Source organism: Stenotrophomonas sp. GW821-FHT09E08 (assembly GCF_059416125.1).
In genome coordinates, this window is record NZ_JBWKOO010000031.1 from 1 (window position 1) to 4,477 (window position 4,477).

Genomic DNA, 4,477 nt, shown 5'->3' on the forward strand with positions numbered 1-4,477 from the left:
TGCTGGTGATCCTCAACGCCCGCAAAAGGGATGCGGAGGCCCAGATGGCCCCCGCCTGACAAGACAGTTGCTACAGAAAAGCCGCCATGCGCTGCAGTTCGTCTTCAAGCGCGGAACGAAACACGCGGTCGCGGACCAGCGACTTGCCGGCATAGCCCACGCTGGTCGCCAGCTCACCGTCGCGCACGCTGAGATTGGCCCAGCCCACCACCTGGTCGTGCCATAGCATCGGCAACGCGTAGTAGCCGTATTGGCGCTTCGGCGCAGGCGTGTAGGCCTCGAACTTGTAGACCCAGCCCCACAGCAGCTCGAAGCGGCGGCGGTCCCACACCACCGGGTCGAACGGCGCCAGCAGGCGCACCTGTTCGTCCGGCGCATGCCGGCGCGAGCGCGGGTTCTCGTCCGCCGGCCAGTACCAGATGGTGCCGTCCAGCGTGCAGCTGGCCAGCTGGTGCTTGGCCAGCATCAACGCCTGCCGGGTCTGCTCGGCCAGATGCGGTGCGCCATAGCCCAGTAGGCGCACCAGATAGGTCAGGCTGGCCGACGGCAGTGGCGCGTACTTGCGCACCACCAGATCAATCAGGGCCGCGGCGCGTTCAATCTGTGCCTGCTCGCTGGCATCGGCTTCCGTGTGGTTGGCCACGGCGTAGATGCGGGTGCCGCTGTCGCGCCGCTGCACGCGCAGCAGGCCACGGTAATGCATGCCATCCAGCAGGTGCGTGCTGGCATTGCTGGTGCCGCCCCAGTAGTTGGTCACCCGCCCATGCGCGAACGCCTGATCCACCTCCCGCGGGTGCACGCTGCCGCGCTCGCGCACGAAGGCCAGCACGTCGGCCGCGCGGCGATGGGTCTCGGCGTCCCACTCGCGCTTGGACACGCGCGGGTGCATCAGCGCCAAATGCTCGCGTGGCAGGAAGCCGTAGTTCACCAGGCAATCTTCTTCCACCGGCAGACGCGTATAACGCCGCTCCAGATCACCGGCGCGATAGTCCTTCACCCGGTGGCGCAGGGTCAGGTCCTGCGCACGTGCCGGCGCGCGGATCGGGTCGGCCTGCACGAAGCCCAGGCGCCGGATCGCGGTCATCAGCGTGGTGGGTTTGAACAGCGTGCGCGCCACCGCATGGCGGCGCAGATCATCGAGGGTGGGCGTGGCAGGCATGGCCGCATTGTAGATCCACGCCATGCCTGGATGCTGCCTTGGCCAACCGTGCGACGGCATCCACGCATGGAGTGGATCTACCGAAGCTCCAATACCTCCAGCGAACCTATCACCAGCGCACGCATGCCCTGCTTGAATTCGGCGATCACTTCCTCGTCCTGCACGCGGCGGCCGGTCAACACTTCGGTTTCGTCATCCACCAGCCCGTACACCGTATCCGCACCGGCAATGCAGTAGAACGCTATCGTGGCCAGCAACCAGCGCGCCTTGTCCAGCGGCAGGCCGAACACCTCGGCCACATGCGCCTGGTGCGAGGCGATCTTCTCCAGCATCGGCGTGGTCGCCACCGAACGGCGCAGCAGGTAAGGCGGCAACCCCGGGTGCGCTTTCACCACCTCGCACAGTGATTCCACGAACCCCAGCAGGTAGGCCTGCAACCCACCCGGCGCATCGGCAGACGCACGCGGAATCTGCCAGCGCTGGAACACCGTATCGGCAACCAGCCGCTTCAAGGCCTCCAGATTGGCCACGCGCTTGTAGAGCGCGGCCTGGGTCACCGCCAGCTCGGCGGCCACATTGGCCATGGTCAGGTTCGGCAGGCCCAGCGTGATGCCGATGTCGGCCAGCCGATCGGGGGTGATGGTAGGCGGGCGGCCACGGGCCGGCGCCGGGATCTCAGGTTGCATGCTCATACCGTAGCGAGGGTGCCAGCAAAGGGACCCTCTTGTCCGCATCATATAGTTTAGTTTAATTTACTCAACTAATTCGGAACGCGCGTGGTTCGCAACCCCGTCGCCGTCCGCAATCGAGCCCATGGCTCACTTCCCGCCAGGTTCCCACCCAGCCGACAACCCTGCGCTGCGCCCTCCCCCGTGCTTGCCGTCGGCAGCGCGCCAGGCGCGTTCGCACCTGCGATTCACAGGAATCTGGCATGACCGTGTACGACCTTTCCTCTCTGCTGCAGCGCGCAGCTGCTGATCCGACCCGCCTGGTGATGCTCCCGCCGGGCATGGCCCGGCGCTACCAGAGCACCCCCAATGCGCGTAGCGGCCAGACGCAGGCGCTGGGCATCCGGGTGTCGGTCCTGGCACTGGGCCTGCTGGCCTCGTTCGCCGCGCTGGCCGAGTCGACGCCGTCCACCCTGCCTTCGGTGCAGGTGCAGGAACAGCGCCGGGTGACCGGCGACTATGCCGGCGGACAGGTGGCCTCTGGCAGCCGCGTCGGCCTGCTCGGCGACAAGGACTTCATGGATACGCCGTTCAGTACGGTCAGCTACACCGAAGCCTTCATCCGCGACCGCCAGGCCAAGGATCTCACCGACGTCATCGCCGCCACCGACCCCACGGTGTTCAGTAACGGCGTCACCGGTTCCTGGAGCGAGAACTACGCCATCCGCGGCTTCGGCTCCAGCAGCAGCGACACCACCTTCAACGGCCTCAGCGGCATCGCGCCGTACTACCGCACCTCACCGGAAATGTTCGAGCGCATCGAGGTGTTGAAGGGCCCGTCCGCCCTGCTCAACGGCATGCCGCCGGGCGGCTCGGTCGGTGGCAGCGTCAACCTGGTGCCCAAGCGTGCGGATGACCAGCCATTGCTGCGGATCAGCGCCAACTTCGCCTCCGATGCGCAGTTCGGCACCCATGTGGATGTGGGCCGCCGTCTGGGCGCCGACAAGCAGTTCGGCATCCGCTTCAACGGCGCTTACCGTGATGGCGACGGTGCAGTGGGCAAGCAGAGCAAGAAGGTGCAGCTGGGCTCGCTGGCGCTGGATTGGCGCGGCGAGCGCGCCCGCCTGTCGGCCGATCTGTACAGCGCCGACGACCGCGTCGACGGCCCGGCCCGTGGTGTCGGCCTGGCACCGGGCGTCGCCATTCCCCGCCCGCCGCGAGGCGACACACTGATCAACCCGGACTGGGCCTACGTGGACAGCCAGGACAAGGGCGCGATGCTGCGTGGCGAGCTGGATATCATCGACAACCTGATGGCCTACCTGGCCTACGGCACCAGCAAGACCGACTACCGCTACAACGGATCGATCAGCGCGCAGATCCTCAACCCAGCCGGTGACTTCACTACCGTGATCGGCCAGCTGGCGTTCGACATCAAGAAGCAGTCCGGTGATGCTGGCCTGCGCGGCAGCTTCCGTACCGGCAGCGTCGGCCACCAGTGGGCTGCCAACGTGACCCATTACCAGCACACCCAGAACGACTACGGCCGCCGCAGCGTGCCGGGCTGGGACTGGACCACCAACCTGTACAACCCGGTGTGGGGCCCTGCCGCGCCCTTCATGGCCCCGCATATCTCGCACACCGAACTGCGGCTGGACAGCATCGGCTTCGCTGATACCTTGTCCTTCGCCGATGACCGCGTGCAGTTGACGCTGGGCGTGCGCCGTCAGCAGGTGGTCAGCGAGACCTTCAATGTCGCCAACGGTGCGCGCACCTCGCGCTATGACGAGAGCGCCACCACCCCGGCCGCCGCCCTGCTGGTGAAGGCCACCGATACACTTTCGGTCTACACCAACTACATCGAAGGCCTCAGCCAGGGCGCCACCGCGCCGATGACTGCTGCCAACGCCGGCGATGTGTTCGCGCCTTTCCGCACCAAGCAGAAGGAGCTCGGCCTGAAACTGGACCTTGGCAGCTTCACGCACACCTTCAGCGTGTACGAGATCAAGCGCCCGAGCAGCTACACCGACCCGGTCACGAATGTCTTCTCGTTCGGTGGTGAACAACGGAACCGCGGCGTGGAATGGGGTTTCTTCGGCTCACCGCTGGATGGCGTGCGCCTGCTGGGTGGCATGGCCTATGTGCAGCCCAAGCTGACCCGCACGGCCGGTGGCGTGAATGAAGGCCGCATGGCCACGGCGGTTGCGCAGCGGCAGGCCAAGCTGGGCGTGGAATGGGATGTGCCTGCACTGGAGGGCTTTACCCTGACCGGCAATGCCACCGCCATGTCGAAGCAGTACATCAGCGCAGACAATAGTCTGTCGGTACCTGGGCGCACTTTGTTCGATGTGGGTGCGCGCTACAGCACCACCGTGGCCGGACGACCGCTTGCCCTGAGAGCGAGCGTGAACAACGTGACCAACAAGGCGTATTGGGGCATGCCGTTGCTTTCCAGCCTGGCGCTGGGGGCACCGAGAACGGTGTTGTTGTCGGCCACGATGGATTTCTGAAAGGCATCCATGGGCGGCGTGGGCGTACTGTAGAGCCGAGCCATGCTCGGCTCCGTTTCCTTTGATGAGCCGAGCATGGGCTCGGCTCTTATCTCTTGCGACTCTGGCACCTTAGGTGCCGAGAGCCCGGCGCGGGCGAC

At 66.1% G+C, this 4,477-nt stretch carries 3 protein-coding genes; 1 reads left to right on the forward strand and 2 read right to left on the reverse strand.

Annotated features, from left to right (window positions below):
* Window positions 1–70: 70 nt before the first annotated feature.
* Window positions 71–1,183 carry a DNA glycosylase AlkZ-like family protein gene (locus AC07M7_RS21035; RefSeq protein WP_495208213.1) on the reverse strand — a complete coding sequence of 371 codons (1,113 nt, stop codon included), beginning with the start codon at window positions 1,181–1,183 and terminating at the stop codon, window positions 71–73.
* 53 nt (window positions 1,184–1,236) lie between these two features.
* Window positions 1,237–1,851: a TetR/AcrR family transcriptional regulator gene (locus tag AC07M7_RS21040; RefSeq protein WP_046986479.1), complete on the reverse strand. Its 615-nt coding sequence runs from the start codon at window positions 1,849–1,851 to the stop codon at window positions 1,237–1,239.
* Between the two features lie 239 nt (window positions 1,852–2,090).
* On the opposite strand from AC07M7_RS21040, the gene AC07M7_RS21045 reads away from it, so the two are divergent.
* Entirely contained in the window at window positions 2,091–4,337 is a 2,247-nt protein-coding gene (locus AC07M7_RS21045; protein WP_495208214.1) for a TonB-dependent receptor, read from the forward strand.
* Window positions 4,338–4,477 lie beyond the last annotated feature (140 nt).